Here is a 15,620-nt window from a genome sequence, read left to right as displayed (position 1 = left end):
CGGGGCACGAGTACGTTCGTGCGCCGGCCGATTAGAGGCGGCGCGGGAGGGCGTTCCAGTCACGCAGCGCAGTCGTCAGGTCCGCGACAAGCGCACCTGATTGCTCCAGTGAGGCGTATTCGCGGGCATCGACCCAGCGGACGGCCAACGCGTCGTCACCGGGGCGCGGATCACCGTCGGCGATCGTGCAGAAGTAGTCGTGGATCTCGAACGGGCCCCGCACGACCGTCCCCGCGAGCGCGCCCGGCCGCACGAGCAGGCCGGTTTCCTCGCTCATCTCCCTGCTGACGGCCTCGGCGTCGGTCTCGCCTGGCTCCACCTTGCCGCCGGGGAGCGACCACTGGCCGCGGCCGGGGTCGTTCGCGCGGAGGACGAGGAGCAGCCTGCCGTCGGCGTCGTGCACGATCCCGCCGACACACCGCACCGGTTCGGGGGCTTCAGGATCCATTTTCCGAGGCTATCGAAGGTGAGCACGGCCACCTTGTACACGGAGAGTAGTTGTGCGGTACAATTCCCGCGGTGCACTGACCCAAGCGCGGGACTTTCCTCCCGCGCCGCCGTCCGGTGCGGTACAACGTAAGAGATTTGTGAAACGTGCAAGACCGGTGCCGACGCAAGAGACGGGATTGATCGTTGTGAACGCGAAGAAGCTACTGGGTTTGGCAGCCATCGCGTTGGTTCTGTTCTTCGTGATCGCCCAGCCAGGACACGCCGCGGGTCTGGTCAACAACAGCATCCAGTTCCTTCGCGACGCCGCGGAGTCCGTGATCACCTTCGTCAGCAACATTTTCCGCTGACCGGCGCTAGGCTGGTCAGATGTTCGCCCCACGCGATCCCGACGAGTACCTCCTCGAAACCGAGCGACGGGTCATCCGGATCCGGCGGCACTGGGCGGTGCTGCTGTGGGACAGCTTCGAGGCCGTCGCGCTGATCGCGATCTGCGTGCTGGTGTCGTACCTGCTGCCGCCCGCGATGTACGTCGTGCAGAACATCCTCTGGTACGCGGCGCTGCTCGTGGTGCTCCGCTTCGCCTACAAGGTCATCGAGTGGTGGGTCGAGCGGCTCGTGGTCACCGACAAGCGGTTCGTGATGACCACCGGCGTCATCACCACCAAGGTGCTGATGATGCCGATCAGCAAGGTCACCGACCTCACCTACGAGCGCTCCATGACCGGCCGCATGTTCGGCTACGGCACGATGGTCGTCGAGTCGGCCGGTCAGATCCAGGCGCTGAACAAGATCGACTACCTGCCGCGGCCCGAAGAGTTCTACGACACGATCTCCGAGCTGGTCTTCGGCGACAAGCAGAAGCAGCAGGAGCGCTTCTCGATGATCAAGGCCCAGCGAGCTGCCCGAGGCAAGAAGATGGTCGGCTAGCGCGGCTTCGCCGCTTACGAAAGACCAGCGCGCGGTACCGACGGGCGGGTGACCTGCGTCATCGGTCAGAATGTGATCGATGCGCATCGACCTGCACGCCCATTCCACCGCCTCGGACGGCACCGACAGTCCCGGCGGGCTGATGCGCGCCGCCGCGAGCGCGGGCCTCGACGTCGTGGCGATCACCGACCACGACACCACCGCGGGCTGGCAGGAGGCGTTCGACGCGCTGCCGCCCGGCCTGACCGTGGTTCCCGGTGCGGAGCTTTCCTGCGTCTCCACGCACGACCACGGCTACGGCATCAGCGTGCACCTGCTGGCGTACCTGTTCGACCCCGCGTCGCCGAGGGTGGTCGCCGAGCAGCAGCGGCTGCGGATCGAACGGCGCGCGCGGGTGCGGGCGATGGCCACGCGCATGGCGGCCGACGGGCTCCCCGTGGACGCCGACGAGATCATGGGCCTGCTGCCGGAGGATTCCCCCGCGGGCAGGCCGCACCTCGCGCAGGCGCTCGTCCGCGCCGGGCTCGTTAGCACCGTCGACGAGGCGTTCGCCGAATACCTCGGCGGGAAGCGCGGCTACTACCTCCCGCGCGAGGACACCCCGGTCGAAGACGCCATCGAGATGATCACCGAAGCGGGTGGTGTCACCGTGCTGGCGCACGCCTTCGCGCACACGCGCGGGTACACGGTCTCGGCGGAGACTATCGCGAAGCTCGCGCAACGCGGCCTCACCGGCGTCGAGGTGAACCACCCGAACCACGACGACGAAGCCCGCGAGCAGATGTCCGAGCTCGCCCGCGACCTCGACCTGGTGCGCACCGGGTCGAGCGACTACCACGGCACGAACAAGACCATCAGGATCGGCGCCGAGACCACCGATCCCGACCAGTTCGAGGCACTCGTCTCGCGCGCCTCGGGCACCCGCGTGCGGACCGGGGAACGGCCGTGAACATCGCGGAGTTCTTCGACGCCAAGCTGTTCATGGCGGCCACGATCACGCTGATCGTGATCATGGACCCGCCCGGCACGGTGCCGGTGTTCCTCAGCCTCACCGGGCGCAAGTCGCCCGCGGTGCGCGCGAAGGCGGCGCGGCAGGCCGTGCTGGTGTCGCTGCTGGTGATCAGCCTGTTCGCGGTGGCGGGCCAGGCGATCCTGTCCTACCTCGGCATCGGCATCCCCGCGCTGCAGGGCGCCGGCGGGCTGCTGCTCCTGCTCATCGCGCTCGACCTGCTGACCGGCAAGGGCAGCACCGACCCCGAGGTCGCCGAAGACGTCAACATCGCGCTCGTCCCGCTCGGCACGCCGCTGCTGGCCGGGCCCGGTGCGATCGCGGCGACGATCGTGTACGTCCGGCAGGCCGACGGGCACGCGGGCGCGTACATCGCGCTCGGCGCGTCGATCGTGATGGTGCACTTCGTGCTCTACATCTGCCTGCGCTTCTCCGGCGTGGTGATCCGGGTGATCAAGGAAAGCGGCATCACGCTGCTCGCCAAGATCGCGGGCCTGCTGCTCGCCGCGATCGCGGTGCAGCTGGTGGCGAACTCGGTGCGCGGGTTCATCGCGACGCCCTGACGCGAGCCTTCACGAGATGTGTCGGTGGGGCCCCGTACCGTGGTGTCCGTGGAGCAGATCGGGTTCGAGTTCGACGTCCAGCCGCGCAGGCTGAGCAAGGTCAGCCCGGCGAGGCTGGCCACCTTCGACGACTGCCCGCGCCGGTACCGGCTGGCCTACCTCGAACGGCCCACCCCGCAGCGCACCGGGCCGTGGGCGCACAGCACGCTCGGCGCGGTCGTGCACAACGCGTTGCGCGCCCTGTTCGACCTGCCGGTGCGGAAGCGGACGCCGCAGCGGGCCGCCGCGCTCGTCACCACGCACTGGAAGGACGCCGGTTTCGCGGACGCGGCGCAGGCCGCGATCTACCGCGAGCGCGCGCAGGGCTGGGTTTCCGACTACGTCGAGTCGAACGACGTCGAGATGGACCCGGTCGGCCTGGAGCGGTGGGTCTCGGCGCCGGTCAACCCGGAGACCGGGGAGCACGCCAACCCGACGATGATCATCGAAGGCAGGGCGGACCGGATCGACCAGCGCGGTCGCGAGCTGGTCATCGTCGACTACAAGACCGGTAAGCGCGCGCCGGACGAGCACGAGGCGCGCGCGTCGCAGGCGCTCGCGATGTACGCCGTCGCCGCCGCGCGCACCTTGCGCTTGCCGTGCCACCGCGTGGAACTGCACCACCTGCCCAGCGGCACGGTCGCGGCGGCCGAGCACACCGCCGACAGCCTGCGCCGTCAGCTCGTGCGCGCCGAGGAGACCGCCGAGGACGTGCGGATCGCGACCGATACCCTGGAGGCTTCGGGCGAGCAGGACGCCGCAGACCCGGCGTTTCCCCCACGCCCGTCGAGACGGTGCTCGTGGTGCGACTTCCGCCCGAGCTGCCCGGCGGGCCAACAGGCCGCGCCGGCCGCGAAATCGTGGGATTTGCTTGCGCCGTAAGGAATCGCACGCGGGACGAAGGAGACAGGTGGGACCCGACACCGACGAGCTCGAGCCGGTGAACTGGCCGTCGCACGAAGGCAGGCTGCCCGATCCGCGCCATCCCGCCACCAAGCCCGACGGTTCCGCCGAGTCCGGGGAATCGCCCGGCACCGCGGATTCCCCGGCCACCAAGGAATCCGCCGAGCCGCCCGAAACCGCCGAAGCCGTCGACTCGGCGGGTTCCGCGGCGACCGCCGCCGACACCGGCAAGCGGCCTCGCCGGTGGTGGCGCGGGCTCACCGGCTCGCTCGCCGCGGGCATGGTCGTGCTCGCGATCGTGGTGCTGGGGGCCGGTGCGCTCGCCTACTTCGGCCCCACCGAAGGGCCAGGACTGCCATCGCTGGTGGCGCACCCGGCCGCCGCCGCGGTCGCGCTGGGCGCGCAACGGGTCGTCGACCGCAGGTCCGGTGCCGTCGCCGGTGCCGCCGCCGTGGTGCTGCTCGCGGCCGTCGCCGGGATCCTCGTCTTCTTCTGGTGGTTCTGACCCGTCAGGGGCGGGCGAGCCAGGTGCGCCACAGGGGCAGCAGGGTGGCCAGCAGGGCCGCCGGGTTTTCGGTGTTGGGGGAGTGCGCGCTGCCCGGGATCGACAGGAACGGCACGTCGAGGCGGCGCGCCATGTCCTGCTGTTCCGGCACGCTCCACGCGTCGTCGCCCTCGCCGGTGACGACCGCGCACGGCGTGCCGCCGCGCCGCAACGCGTCGGCCAGTTCGGAGACCCGGTCTGGCTCGGTGCGCAGCGCCGTGGCCATGCCGAGCAGGCCGGGCGCGCTCGACGCGGTGAACCGGTGCCGGTAGAAGTCCTTCAACGCGGGCGAAACCTTCGCCCACGCCTCGAACTTGGCGCTCACTTCTTCCCGCACCGCGTAGGCCGCGGCGAGCCCTTCCGGCGTTCCTTCGCGCAGCAGCGGTTCACCGATGCCCAGCGCCGCCCGGCGGGCGCCGTCGGGAAGGTGCCGGGGGCCGGTGTCCATCAGGACCAGCCCGGCGATCGGCGCGCCCGCCAGCACGGCCGCCCGCACGACCAGCCCGCCGAAGGAGTGCCCGAGTAGCAGCACCGGTTTCCCGCCCTCGCCGAGCGCGGTGACCAGTTCGGCCACCACCTCGCCGAGCGCGGCGGGCAGGTACGCGGTTTCGTCCTCGGGGCCGCCGGATTCGTACTGCCCGGGAAGATCGATCGCGACGGCCTCGAACCCCGCCTCGGCGAGGCCGTCGAGCAGTGGCGCGAAATCCTCCTTCGACCCCGTGTAGCCGGGGACGAGGAGGACTGTGGCATCCGACGGCGCCGTCGTGCGCAGCGCCGCGATCGGCCCGTACCGGCCGTCGAGATCGACACGGCTCGCCGAATGCGCCGCCAGCTGACCCCGGCGGTCCTCTTCGGTCATGCTCATCGGTGTTGTCCCTTCCCTCGTCCCTCGGTTCGGGACAACACCGATGAGGCACAAGCACGCTGTGTCCTCGTGAGCGATTCCTCCCTGCGGTCGTCATCGCTCATCGCAGCGCTACCAGCGTGTCGCCGCGCTGTTCGAGCAGGACCGGGCCCTGCGCGGCGAGCCGCACCGGGCCCGCGTAGCCGTGCCGGTCGACGCCGACCGTGCGGACCGTCGCGCCGGTTTTCTCGTCCAGCACCGCGATTCCCCCCTTGATCGGCACGACCAGCTGCCCGCAGAACGTGACGCCGGGGCCGAGCGCGCCATCGAGTGTCCACAGTGGAGTGAGGTCCGCCTTCGCCAGCGCGATGGTCTTGGACCCGGTGAACCAGTAGACCGCGTTGTTCGTCGTCGAGGTCGACGGCACCCCGTTCGGCGGGTCCTGCGCGAGATCGGCGTCCGGCACCGTCAGCGGGTACGCGGCGCGCTGGTTGCCGTCGGCCCCGTAGAGCACCAGCAGCCGCTGCTGGGGCAGCGCGACCGCGGCGGACTCGCCGGACATCGCGACCAGCCTCGCCTGCTTGCCCGCGGTCACCGCGCTGTAGACGACCTCGGGCGAGTCGAACTCCTTGCTGTTGGCCTTGTAGACGGTCAGCCGGTCGCCGGGATCGCCCGCGCACCGTTCGATCACGCCGATCCGGTTCGACGCGGCCGCGACCGAGCCGTAGGCGCAGTCCTTCCGCGGCTGCTTGTCCGCGTTGATCAGCGCGGGGACCTTGCCGTACTCGACCGTTTTCACCAGGTCGTCGCGCCAGGTGCTGAGCAGCGTCGGCGTGAACGCGGTGAGCGCGGACCCGTCGTCGACGGTGCCGCCGCCCGGTCGCGCGTCACCGTCGCGCTGCGCGGTCCTGCGCCCGGTGCCGGTGTCGAGCTGGGTCATCTCGCTGCACCAGTCGCCGTTGCGGTAGAACGCGGTGGCCCGCGACCAGGTGCCCGCGATCGTGCACAACGGGATGTCGCGCGCGTACTTCCAGCGGATCGCGCCGGTCGCCGGGTCGCGGCCGTCGACCTCGCCGCCCGCGCCGGTCACCACGGTGGAGTTCGAGGTCACCGGGATCGGCGTCGCGGAACTGGGCGCCTGCCACGCCTCGGCCAGCGAGCCGGGCACCTTGTCCGGCGCGCCGATCACCGCGGGCTGCGGCGGGGACTGCTCCGACACGGTCGCCCTGCTGTCGCTGCCCGCCCACACCACGACCGCGGCGCCGAGGCAGACCACCGCGATGGCCACCGCGACGATGCGGTCCCGCCGCGTGTTCCACGGCGACCGCCGCGCCCGTTCCGGGCTGGCGTGCTTCGCGGGTCCCACGCTCTCCGGCGCGGTGCCGAGCACGTCCTCGGTCCCGGGGACCGGCTCGGACCCGCTCGGCCGCCGGTGCCTGCCCCCCTGCACGGGTTCGCTCACTTCTGCCGCTCCCCGGGATCAGCCCAATGCGTTACGCGCTCAGTCTGCCGAAGCGGGTGTTTCGCTGCTGTTGGAGCTGCCGGAACGACGGCGGCGACGGCGACGTGCCGGGCGCTCGCCGCCTTCACCGGTTTCCTTCTCCTGCGCGGCGGGACCCGAGTGCGCGTTCGCTTCCGCGGCGGGCTTGGCGCCACCACGGGTGCGGCGGCGAGGCTTCCTCGCGGCGCCTTCGCCCTCCTGGCCCTCGGCCGTCTTCGCCGCGTCGGCGGCTTCGACCGCGGCCGCGGCGTCGGCACCGCCCCTGGTCCGGCGGCGGGGCTTGCGGGTCCTGCTGCTGGTGGTGGTGCGCTCGCGGTCGCGCTTGCGGCCGCCGAGCTTCTCCTCCGGCTCCGCCGACAGCCCGGCGCGCGTGCGCTTGGCCAGCGGCAGCCTGCCGGTGGCGTCCTCGGCGATGCCGAGGTCGGTGAACAGGTGCTTCGAGGTCGAGTAGGTTTCGACGGGTTCCGGCTTGTCGAGGCCGAGCGCGTCGGAGATCAGCTTCCAGCGCGGTTCCTCGTCCCAGTCGACGAGCGTGACCGCGACCCCGGTCTTGCCCGCGCGGCCGGTGCGGCCGATGCGGTGCACGTAGGTCTTCTCGTCGTCCGGCGTCTGGTAGTTGATCACGTGGGTGACGTCGTCGACGTCGATCCCGCGCGCCGCGACGTCGGTGGCGACCAGCACGTCGACCTTGCCGGACCGGAACGCCCGCAGCGCCTGCTCGCGCGCGCCCTGCCCGAGGTCGCCGTGCACCGCGGCCGCGGCGAACCCGCGCTCGGCCAGTTCGTCGGCCACCTTCTGCGCGGTGCGCTTGGTGCGCGTGAAGATCATCGTCAGCCCGCGGCCCTCGGCCTGCAGGACCTTCGCGATCAGCTCCGGCTTGTCCATCGAGTGCGCGCGGTAGACGAACTGCGTGGTGCGCTCGTGGACCGCGCCCGCGTCGTTCTCCTCGGCCCTGATGTGCGTCGGCTGGTTCAGGAACGTCCTGGCGAGGGTGATGATCGGGCCCGGCATGGTGGCCGAGAACAGCATGGTCTGCCGGGAGTCCGGCACCATCCGCAGGATGCGCTCGATGTCGGGGAGGAAGCCGAGGTCGAGCATCTCGTCGGCCTCGTCGAGGACGAGCCCGGAGACCTTGCCCAGGACCAGGTGGCGCTGCTCGGCGAGGTCGAGGAGACGGCCGGGCGTGCCGATCACCAGGTCGACGCCCTTGCGCAGGGCCTCGATCTGCGGCTCGTACGGGCGGCCGCCGTAGATCGCGAGCGTGCGCACGCCGAGGTGCTTGCCCGCGTCGGTGAGGTCGTGGGTGACCTGCAGGCACAGCTCGCGCGTCGGCACCACGACGAGCGCCTGCGGGGTGCCGTCGCCGGGGGTGGTGACGCGCTGAAGCAGCGGCACGCCGAAACCGAGCGTCTTGCCCATGCCGGTGCGGGCCTGGCCGATGAGGTCGTTGCCGGCCAGGGCCAGCGGCAGGGTCAGCGCCTGGATCGCGAAGGTCCGCTCGATACCGGCGCCTTCGAGCGCGCGGACGATCTCGGGACGGACGCCGAACTCGGCGAAGGTGGGCGATTCCGGTTCGACCGGGGCGCCTGCCTGGAGCGGGTGGGACGGGTCGGTCTCGGGAAGGCCGCTTTCGAGGTGTTCCAGTGCGACGGCGTCTTCGGTCGATTCCGTCGATTCGGGGGTGGTGGACAGGATGATCAGCCTCTCTCGTGCCAGCGCGCACTGCCTGGTCACGTCTCGACACTCGACCGCCCGTACTGTGCTTCGGGGCGGGAATGCCTACTCAGAGGCGTGCACGCACTGTTTTCTCGGTGAACCGGCGCGAATTCGCGCGCCGCCGGCACCCACCCGAAGGACGGGCCGTTCCGGCCATCGCGGCCGCCACCCGGTTCACTCCGGTGGTTCCCCGTCAACACGATGTCCGAGCCGGACGGGCGCGCCGAAGCAGGGTGGATCGTCTTGATCCTCCGCGCAGTGTACCCCGCCGACCCCCGCCGATCGGTATCCCCAGCTCATCCGGCGTGGGCGAGGTCACGTGGCGATCGGGGGATACGCTGTGCGCCGTGACCGAGGCCAAGGAAAAGCTCAGCGACGGCATGGTGGACCTGCTCGGCGTGCTCGCCTACACCGAGCTCGCCGCGTTCGACCGGATGGCGGAGGACGCGCGGTCCGCGCCGACGCTGTCCGGGCGCGCCGCGCTGGCGTCCATGGCGGCGGCCGAGATCGGCCACTACGACCTGCTCGCCGGGTACCTGTCCGACCGCGGGTTCGCGGTCGAGGAAGCGATGGCGCCGTTCGTCGACTACCTCGACGCCTGGCACGCCGCGACGGCGCCGAAATCGTGGCTCGAATCACTCGTGAAGGCCTACGTCGGCGACGGCCTCGGCGCCGACTTCTACCGCGAGGTCGCCAGCTGGCTCGACCCCGAAGCGAAGGAGCTCGTGCTCACCGTCCTCGCCGACACGGGTCATTCCGCGTTCGCCGAGCGCGAAGTCGCCGCCGGGATCGCCGCCGACCCCAAGACCCGCGACAAGCTCGCGCTGTGGGGCCGCAGGCTGCTCGGCGAAGCGTTGACGCAGGCCCAGTACGTGGTGGCGGAGCGGGACGGGCTCGCGGAGTTGATCATCAGCGGTTCCGGCGATCTTTCCGGAATCGCCGGGCTGTTCCGCCGGTTGCAGCAAGGGCACGGCAAGCGCATGCAGGCGCTCGGACTCGGCTAGCCTTTTGGCCAGTAAGTCAGCACGGAACAAGCGGAGGTCGTACGTGGAGGTCAAGATCGGCATCAAGGACACCCCCCGCGAGCTGGTGGTGTCCAGCGGCCAGTCTCCCGAGGACGTGGAGAAGCTGGTGGCCGACGCGCTGAAGTCCGCGGACGGGGTCTTCCGGATCGACGACGACAAGGGCCGCAAGTTCCTGGTGCCCGCCGACCGGATCGCCTACGTCGAGATCGCACCCTCCGAGGTGCGCAAGGTCGGGTTCGCCGTAGGCTCCTGACCTGGTGATTCGAACGACCGTGGGGGCTCGCACAGCTGCTACACAGCGCAGGTCACAGGTGAGTCACCGCGCAATCTCAGGACCCTCTCAGTTACGTTAGGGACGATTCTTCTGGTAACGGCCCCGGCGAGCTGAGAGATGAGGTGGACGGCGTTACCGTCACAGAAGAGCGCCGGGCGAGTACGCGGCGTGCACCCGACCGGCGCCCCGCCGCCCGTCCGAGCGGCGGGGCCGGCAGGCTCGCCGGGATCGACGTGGCCCGCGGTGTCGCGGTCATCGGCATGTACGCCGCGCATCTCGGGCCCGATCCGTCGCGGGGCGGGATCGGGGTGCTGTTCAGCCCGTTCGAGGGGCGCTCCGCCGCGTTGTTCGCCGTTCTTTCCGGGCTCTCCATCGCGCTGATGTCCGGCGGGCGGCGCCCGAAGACCGGCGTCGGCAGGACCAAGGTGGGCTGGCGGCTCGGCACCAGGGCGCCGCTGCTGCTCGCGCTCGGGCTGTGGCTCACCGATCTCGGCACCGGCTACCTCGTCATCCTCGCCTACTACGGCGTGTGCTTCGTGGCCGCGATCCCGTTCCTCCGGTTGCGCGCCAAGGCTTTGTTCATCCTCGCCGGGGTGTTCGCGATCGCGGTGCCGCTCGTGTCGTACTTCGTCCGCGCGGCCGTCGCCCCGCGTGATCTGCTCTACGTGCTGCCCGATCCGACGTTCGCCGAGATCCGGCAGCTCGGCGATCTCCCGAACGTGCTGCTCAGCCTGGTGCTCACCGGCACGTTCCCGGCGCTCGGCCTGATGACCTACGTGTTCGCCGGGATGGCGATCGGCAGGCTCGACCTCACCTCGCGGCTGGTCAACCGATGGCTGCTGTTCGGCGGCACCGCGCTCACCGTGCTCGCCTACGGCTCGTCGTGGCTGGCCACCTCGGTTTTCGGTGGTATGCAGCGGATCTACGCCGCGCTGGCGCCCGCCGCGGCGCAGGCGGGGGTCACGCCGGAGCAGTTCTACGAGATGAACAGCTACAACATCCACGGCACCCCGCCGACCACCACGTTCGCCTGGGAACTCCTGTCCAGCGCGCACGCCTACACGCCGTTCGACTTCGTCGGCTGCCTCGGCGTCGCGGCCGCGGTCATCGGCGGCTGCCAGCTGGCCAGCGCCCGGTTCGGCCGCCTGCTGCGGCCGCTGGCCGATCTCGGCTCGGTGATCCTGAGCGCCTACGTCTTCCACTTCATCGCGATCTACCTGCTGTGGGGGACCTTCGACCAGAACGTCGACCCGTTCAGCCTCGGCCGGTTCTTCAGCTTCTCCGCGGTGGCGCTCGTCGGCGCGATGGCGTGGAAGAAGTGGATCGGCAGGGGGCCGCTCGAATGGCTCCTGCACACCGCGACCCGGTGGCCGGACCACGCGTTCCGCAGCCGCGTCCCGGCGCCGCGGAGCGGGGAACCGCTGCTGGAGGTCTCCGCCACCGCGAACAAGGTCCGCTGAGCCGTTTCAGGTGCGCGTCAGCTGCCGAGTTCTTCGAGTTCTTCCAGCGAAGTGGGCACGTGGAACGGGGGCGTGCTGGTGCCCATGATGCGGTAGCGGTCCCACGGGTCGGGGTCGGAGATCTCGCCCTCGGCGCTGCCGTGCGGGGTCTGGATGGTGGCCTTGCGCTTCTTGCCGTCGGCGACCGTGCTCAGCGTTTCGTTCGCGGTGATGCGGCCGTACCAGCGGTAGAAGCCGTCGATCGGCTGGAAGTGCCCGCGCAGTTCGACCTCGATCGGGACCTCCGCGCCGTCGATGGTCAGCGTCGCCGCACCGGTGTAGCCGTCTTCGTCGTGCTCGCTCATTTGAAACTCCCTATCCGGCTTCGCTGTCGGATTCGGTTTCCACCGAGGCCATCTGGATGATCTTGTTCTCTTCGAGCGGCAGGTTCGGGTCGATCGTGATGCCCTGCTGCCTGGTCAGGCCGTCGATCGCGGCCCAGATGATCTGCGTGAGGTATTCGACGACGCTGTCGCGGCCCATCGAGCGGCGGTCGAGCCACCATTCCCCGGTGTTCTGCACCATGCCGACGATCCCGTGCGCCCACGGCTCCGCGGCGCCGGAGTCCATGTTGAACATCCGCATGTAGTCACCGAGCAGCGCGGTCAGCGCGGTCGCGATGACCTCCTTGTCCTCGGCGACGACGTCCGAATCGACCGGCTTGTCCTGGAACCGGCCCCGTGCCAGCAAGCGGTAGAGGTTCGGGTGCTCCTCGATCACGGTGAAGAACGCGTCGAGCGCCATCCTGATCCTCGGCACCGGCGCCAGCTCGGCGTTGATGGCCGGGATGAGCCGTTCGAAAAGGATCTCCGTGCCGCGCTGCCCGAGCGCCACGTAGAGATCGGCCTTGTCCTCGAAGTGCCGGTACAGCACCGGTTTCGTGACACCGGCGGCCGCGGCGACGTGCTCCATGCCGAGTTCGGGGCCGTGCTCGTCCAGCGCCTTGAGGGCGGCCTCCACGAACTCGGCCCGCCGGGCGATCCGGTGCTTGCGCCAGCGGTCGCGGCGGGCGTCGCCGGTGCTCGGCTCCTCGCTCGCCGGGTGCTTGCGGGACTGCTTGCTGTTGCGCTTGACACGGTCGATCACGCAGGTCATGCTACCAGAGGTAACTGTTACTCGAAGTTACAGTCAGCTGGGTCACAGGGAAGGTGGTGTCGGCAATGACGCGGACCCTCGGCGACGCCGGCCGCGAGAAGACCGCGGAACGGCTGCTCAAGTCGTCGGCCAACAAGTTCTACGACCCCGAGGTCGACATCGACTGGGACGCGCCGCTGGTCGAGGGCAAGCGCTACATCCCGGAGCACCGGTCATCCCTGTACGGCACGAAGCTGTGGGACAAGCTTTCCGAGGAACAGCGCATCGAACTCGGCAAGCACGAGATCGCCAGCGTCGCGACCACCGGCCTCTGGTTCGAGATCCTCCTGATGCAGATGCTGCTCAAGGAGGTCTACGAAGAGGACCCCACGACGAGCCACGCCCAGTACGCGCTGACGGAGATCGCGGACGAATGCCGCCACTCCACCATGTTCGCGCGCATGGCCGACCGCATCGGCTGCCCGGCGTACGGCCCGGTGCCGTGGCTGCGCCAGCTCGCGAAGCTGATGCCGACGATCAGCTACGGCCCCGCCCGCTACGGCGCGATCCTGGTCGCCGAAGAGGTGCTCGACCGGTTGCAGCGCGAGCAGATGAACGATCCCGAGATCCAGCCGCTGGTGCGCATGGTCAACCGCATCCACGTGCTCGAAGAAGCGCGCCACGTGACGTTCGCGCGCGAAGAGGTGACCCGCGGGATGGCGAAGCTGTCCAAGGCGGAGATCGCCTACCAGCGGTTCATCATCGCGCTCATCTCGTACTTCGTGACCAGGGCGTTCATCAACCCCGGGGTGTACAGGGCGGTGGGCATCAGCCCGAAGGAAGGCGTCCGAGCGGCGTTGTCGAACCCGAACTGGCAGGAGACGATCCGGTACGCGGGCGACAAGATCATGCCGTTCTTGCGGGAGTCCGGGCTGGTCGGCGCGCCGGGGATGACCTTGTGGCGCAAGTCGTTCCTGCTGCCCGCGAAGTGAGGCGGCGATGACGACAGTTAGCCCGCGAAACGCGGTGGCGGGGGCCAGGGGGTCACGTCACCGGGCGCCGCTGTCCTGGGACCCGGCCAGGGAGCACCGGTTCGTCACCACCGACGGCACGGCACTGCACTTCACGCTCACCGGGCCCGCCGACGCCGCGGTGACCCTGGCGCTCGTGCACGGCTGGACCCAGGACCACCACACGTGGGACCGGGTCGTCGCCGAGCTGGGTGTCCCGGTCCGGCGGCTCACCTACGACCTGCGCGGGCACGGCGCCTCGGCGCCCGCGCGCACGGGCACCGCGACGATCGAGCAGCTCGCCGACGACCTGGCGGAGCTGATCGCGGCGAAGGCGCCGGAGGGCAGGCTCGTGCTCGCCGGGCACTCGATGGGCGGCATGACGATCATGAAGCTCGCTGAGCGGCACCCCGGGCTGGTGTCCGGGCGGGTTGAAGGGGTCGCGTTCGTCGCGACGTCGTCGGGGGAGATGAACCGGATCACGCTCGGCCTGCCCGGGATCGCGGGCGGCGGGGCGGCGAAGGTCGAACGCCGGCTTGCGAAGGTGCTCGCGCGCCAGCGCCGCGACCGGTTGCCGCTGAAACCCGCTGTCGTCCGTCCCGGCGCGCGCTGGCTGGTGTTCGGCGACCGGCCGAGCCGTGCCGATCTGGACTCCGTCGCGGCGCAGCTGCTGCGGGCGCATCCGGCGAGCGTGGCCGGGTTCCAGGACGCGATCTCCCGGCACGACTGCCGGGTGGCGCTGGCCGCGCTCCGCGGCGTGCCCGTGGTGGTGATGGCGGGTGGGAAGGACCGGCTGTGCCCGGTTCCGCACGCGGCCGTGATCGCCGAGGAGCTGCCGGACGCCGAGTTCATCCGCTTCCCCGGCGCGGGCCACATGCTCCCGCAGGAACGCGGCCCCGAAGTGGCGCGCCATGTCCGCATCCTGCTCGCACACGCCGCCACGCGCGCCTGACTCTCCCGCGGCCCGGGTTTTCGGCCCCTGATGGCCACCATGACGGCGCTGACTGCCGTGTCGTGTCTCGGTAGTTCTGCCGCAGGTTTGTCTCGGTTGTTGTGACACAGGTTAGGCGGCTGGGGTGAGTTGGCCTTGGTAGGTCTTGGTGTGGTCGAGGTGGATGTGGCCGATCGGGTCGCCGTCGCTGGTGTAGGCGGTGGCCCGGTCGCTGTCACGGATGATGGTGATGGTGTGTCCGGCGTGGGCGGTGCCGATCCGTAGCCGGGCGTGTTTGCCGAGGTTGACCGTGCCGGTGGTGCTGACTTTGAGGCGGTGCACGGTGGCGTCGTCCTGGACGGGCAGGTGCTGGGGTCCGCCGTGGCTGTCGCTGGTGGTCCAGGCATGGGTGGGGGTTTGCCGGCCAAGGGCGCTGTGGCGGCGGTGGTTGTAGTGCTCGCGGTAGACCTCGAGCAGGGTGCGGAGTTCGGTCAGGGTCGCGGGTTGGATGGGTTGGTGATCCAGCCAGCGTTTGAAGGTCTGGTGGTGGCGTTCGACCTTGCCGCAGGTCTGCGGGTGGTAGGGGCTGGAATGGATCAGCCTGCAGCCGTGGCCGGTGACGGTGCGGGCGAACGCCGATGGCCCGGCGTTGGGGTGGCGGCCGCGTGAGGTGAACGCGGATCCGTTGTCGGACAACACGATCGCGGGCGCACCATGGTCGGTGATGGCCGCGGTGATCGCGGTGATCGCGGCACGGGAGGTTTCGGCCTCGGCGGCGTGATTGGCCACCAGCATGCGCGTGCAGTCGTCGAGGACCTCGAACACCACCACCGTGGCCCCGCCGGCGAGGATGACCTCGGTGGCGTCGATCTGGTAGCAGTCCCGCGGCCGGGCATAGCTGAACCGACGGTAGGAGGACCGGGGCCGCTTACGGGGGTTGGACTCGGCCAGCCCGTGCCGGGACAGGATCCGGTTGATCGTGGCCCGCGACGGGACAGGCCAGCCCCGTCCGGCCCAGTCCCGCTCGGCGGCCAACTCCAGAAGCCGATCGCGGATCGGGTCCGCCCCGTTGTCCGGTTTCAGCTCCTTCCGCAGCCGCAGCACGACAGCCACGACCGGCTCCGCCGTAGCATGCCGCACGGTCTTGGGCCGGGTCGACCGCCGCCGCCACTGCCCCTCGGCCTGGATCCGGGGGGTGTTTGATCTTCTGTGTAAGCGGGTGACCTGACCGGCAGGCGGCTGGGTCTGACCTGCCAGAATGGACACTCTGAGTGAGCGAGAATGTGGTGGTGGAGTCGGCGGGCGCGGACG

The 15,620-nt window shown here is 70.3% G+C and carries 18 protein-coding genes; 11 read left to right on the top strand and 7 right to left on the bottom strand.

Features of this window, described 5'->3' with window-relative positions; translation table 11 throughout:
* Nucleotides 1–31 precede the first annotated feature (31 nt).
* A complete protein-coding gene (locus HUW46_RS13090; RefSeq protein ID WP_215547529.1) occupies nucleotides 32–448 on the bottom strand; it encodes an NUDIX hydrolase in 417 nt (138 codons plus the stop codon).
* Between the two features lie 157 nt (nucleotides 449–605).
* Here HUW46_RS13090 and HUW46_RS13085 point away from each other — a divergent pair, with 157 nt between their 5' ends.
* The 6 genes from HUW46_RS13085 (at nucleotide 606) to HUW46_RS13060 (ending at nucleotide 4,396) form a co-directional block, all read left to right on the top strand.
* Nucleotides 606–797, top strand: coding sequence for a hypothetical protein (locus tag HUW46_RS13085; protein ID WP_215550545.1), 192 nt, complete (start codon nucleotides 606–608; stop codon nucleotides 795–797).
* Nucleotides 798–816: 19 nt separating this feature from the next.
* Nucleotides 817–1,377 carry a PH domain-containing protein gene (locus HUW46_RS13080; RefSeq protein WP_215547528.1) on the top strand — a complete coding sequence of 187 codons (561 nt, stop codon included), beginning with the start codon at nucleotides 817–819 and terminating at the stop codon, nucleotides 1,375–1,377.
* 79 nt (nucleotides 1,378–1,456) lie between these two features.
* The gene (locus tag HUW46_RS13075) at nucleotides 1,457–2,326 is read left to right on the top strand and encodes a PHP domain-containing protein (RefSeq protein WP_215547527.1); all 870 of its coding nucleotides are present in this window, start codon (nucleotides 1,457–1,459) and stop codon (nucleotides 2,324–2,326) included.
* Nucleotides 2,323–2,949, top strand: a complete 627-nt coding sequence (locus tag HUW46_RS13070) for a MarC family protein (protein ID WP_215547526.1) — start codon at nucleotides 2,323–2,325, stop codon at nucleotides 2,947–2,949. The genes HUW46_RS13075 and HUW46_RS13070 overlap by 4 nt, the downstream gene beginning before the upstream one ends.
* A gap of 48 nt (nucleotides 2,950–2,997) precedes the next feature.
* Nucleotides 2,998–3,870 carry a RecB family exonuclease gene (locus HUW46_RS13065; protein ID WP_215547525.1) on the top strand — a complete coding sequence of 291 codons (873 nt, stop codon included), beginning with the start codon at nucleotides 2,998–3,000 and terminating at the stop codon, nucleotides 3,868–3,870.
* Between the two features lie 28 nt (nucleotides 3,871–3,898).
* A complete protein-coding gene (locus tag HUW46_RS13060; protein WP_215547524.1) occupies nucleotides 3,899–4,396 on the top strand; it encodes a hypothetical protein in 498 nt (165 codons plus the stop codon).
* 4 nt (nucleotides 4,397–4,400) lie between these two features.
* Here the strand turns inward: HUW46_RS13060 and HUW46_RS13055 are convergent, their stop codons facing one another.
* The 3 genes from HUW46_RS13055 to HUW46_RS13045 all read right to left on the bottom strand — a co-directional run bounded on the left by HUW46_RS13055 (nucleotide 4,401) and on the right by HUW46_RS13045 (nucleotide 8,481).
* A complete protein-coding gene (locus HUW46_RS13055; RefSeq protein ID WP_215549837.1) occupies nucleotides 4,401–5,294 on the bottom strand; it encodes an alpha/beta hydrolase in 894 nt (297 codons plus the stop codon).
* Between the two features lie 106 nt (nucleotides 5,295–5,400).
* On the bottom strand, nucleotides 5,401–6,741 hold the full coding sequence (locus HUW46_RS13050; protein ID WP_215547523.1) for an Rv3212 family protein: 1,341 nt from the start codon (nucleotides 6,739–6,741) through the stop codon (nucleotides 5,401–5,403).
* A 39-nt stretch (nucleotides 6,742–6,780) separates the two neighbouring features.
* Nucleotides 6,781–8,481, bottom strand: a complete 1,701-nt coding sequence (locus HUW46_RS13045) for a DEAD/DEAH box helicase (RefSeq protein ID WP_254126599.1) — start codon at nucleotides 8,479–8,481, stop codon at nucleotides 6,781–6,783.
* A 395-nt stretch (nucleotides 8,482–8,876) separates the two neighbouring features.
* Here HUW46_RS13045 and HUW46_RS13040 point away from each other — a divergent pair, with 395 nt between their 5' ends.
* From HUW46_RS13040 to HUW46_RS13030, 3 genes are all read left to right on the top strand, one after another.
* On the top strand, nucleotides 8,877–9,500 hold the full coding sequence (locus HUW46_RS13040; protein WP_215549835.1) for a ferritin-like fold-containing protein: 624 nt from the start codon (nucleotides 8,877–8,879) through the stop codon (nucleotides 9,498–9,500).
* A 43-nt stretch (nucleotides 9,501–9,543) separates the two neighbouring features.
* On the top strand, nucleotides 9,544–9,774 hold the full coding sequence (locus tag HUW46_RS13035; RefSeq protein WP_215547522.1) for a DUF3107 domain-containing protein: 231 nt from the start codon (nucleotides 9,544–9,546) through the stop codon (nucleotides 9,772–9,774).
* Between the two features lie 143 nt (nucleotides 9,775–9,917).
* Nucleotides 9,918–11,255 carry a DUF418 domain-containing protein gene (locus HUW46_RS13030; protein WP_254126135.1) on the top strand — a complete coding sequence of 446 codons (1,338 nt, stop codon included), beginning with the start codon at nucleotides 9,918–9,920 and terminating at the stop codon, nucleotides 11,253–11,255.
* Nucleotides 11,256–11,272: 17 nt separating this feature from the next.
* Here the strand turns inward: HUW46_RS13030 and HUW46_RS13025 are convergent, their stop codons facing one another.
* Nucleotides 11,273–11,599 (bottom strand): DUF4873 domain-containing protein, encoded by a 327-nt coding sequence (locus HUW46_RS13025; RefSeq protein WP_215547521.1) that lies wholly within the window; start codon nucleotides 11,597–11,599, stop codon nucleotides 11,273–11,275.
* A gap of 10 nt (nucleotides 11,600–11,609) precedes the next feature.
* The gene (locus tag HUW46_RS13020; RefSeq protein WP_215547520.1) at nucleotides 11,610–12,389 is read right to left on the bottom strand and encodes a TetR/AcrR family transcriptional regulator; all 780 of its coding nucleotides are present in this window, start codon (nucleotides 12,387–12,389) and stop codon (nucleotides 11,610–11,612) included.
* Nucleotides 12,390–12,454: 65 nt separating this feature from the next.
* Between HUW46_RS13020 and HUW46_RS13015 the strand changes: the two genes are divergently transcribed.
* Together HUW46_RS13015 and HUW46_RS13010 are read left to right on the top strand one after the other, a co-directional pair.
* Nucleotides 12,455–13,360: an AurF N-oxygenase family protein gene (locus tag HUW46_RS13015; RefSeq protein WP_215547519.1), complete on the top strand. Its 906-nt coding sequence runs from the start codon at nucleotides 12,455–12,457 to the stop codon at nucleotides 13,358–13,360.
* A gap of 7 nt (nucleotides 13,361–13,367) precedes the next feature.
* Complete coding sequence (locus HUW46_RS13010) at nucleotides 13,368–14,330, top strand: alpha/beta fold hydrolase (protein WP_215547518.1); 963 nt, start codon at nucleotides 13,368–13,370, stop codon at nucleotides 14,328–14,330.
* A gap of 111 nt (nucleotides 14,331–14,441) precedes the next feature.
* Here the strand turns inward: HUW46_RS13010 and HUW46_RS13005 are convergent, their stop codons facing one another.
* The gene (locus HUW46_RS13005; protein ID WP_254126133.1) at nucleotides 14,442–15,422 is read right to left on the bottom strand and encodes a DDE-type integrase/transposase/recombinase; all 981 of its coding nucleotides are present in this window, start codon (nucleotides 15,420–15,422) and stop codon (nucleotides 14,442–14,444) included.
* Nucleotides 15,423–15,620: the final 198 nt, after the last annotated feature.

This window comes from Amycolatopsis sp. CA-230715 (genome assembly GCF_018736145.1).
Classification (GTDB): Bacteria; Actinomycetota; Actinomycetes; order Mycobacteriales; family Pseudonocardiaceae; genus Amycolatopsis.
This window is presented reverse-complemented; position numbering and strand designations above follow the sequence as displayed.